Raw genomic sequence first — 483 nt, forward strand, 5'->3', positions numbered from 1 at the left:
CGCCATCCAGGGCGCGAGGTCGGTGCGGTCCTGATATTTCAGACCCTGCACCATCTGCCGCGCCACGCCCGAATAGAGGACAGCCGCCCGCGCCCGCTCGAAGGGTGGCGGATCGGCGATCGCTTCCGCCGACAGAAACCCCTCGCCCATGTCATGCGTGAAAGGCGTGCCCATCACCGGACACCAGGGCTTCTCCAGCAGCCGAAGCTTCGGCCAGCAGGCGCCGCACAAAACGCCGGGCTGCGACACATGGCGACGGCAGCCGGCGCAAACCGGCGGAAACAACAGACGCGCCGGCCAGGCCAGTGCCTGCCGCGTCATGTCCGGAACCGCGCTGGTCTTGATCTTGTGCACCGGATCGGCCACGTGAAAGGAAGCCCCGCGCCACCTTAACACCACCGCGGCCCGCGGGGACAACAGGAAGATTTCATTGCAGCCCTTGATCGACACTGAGATCTGGCTTACGCGCAAACGCCGGGCGCT

At 66.5% G+C, this 483-nt stretch carries 1 protein-coding gene; it reads right to left on the reverse strand.

The window, feature by feature from the left end:
* Window positions 1-366, reverse strand: a 366-nt coding sequence (locus EN786_RS36030; RefSeq protein ID WP_135910018.1) for a double zinc ribbon domain-containing protein, incomplete at its 3' end; no start/stop codon positions are given.
* Between the last annotated feature and the right edge of the window lie 117 nt (window positions 367-483).

Origin of the sequence: Mesorhizobium sp. M4B.F.Ca.ET.143.01.1.1 (assembly GCF_004792275.1) — a bacterium.
In the GTDB taxonomy this organism is placed as follows: Bacteria; Pseudomonadota; Alphaproteobacteria; order Rhizobiales; family Rhizobiaceae; genus Mesorhizobium; species Mesorhizobium abyssinicae.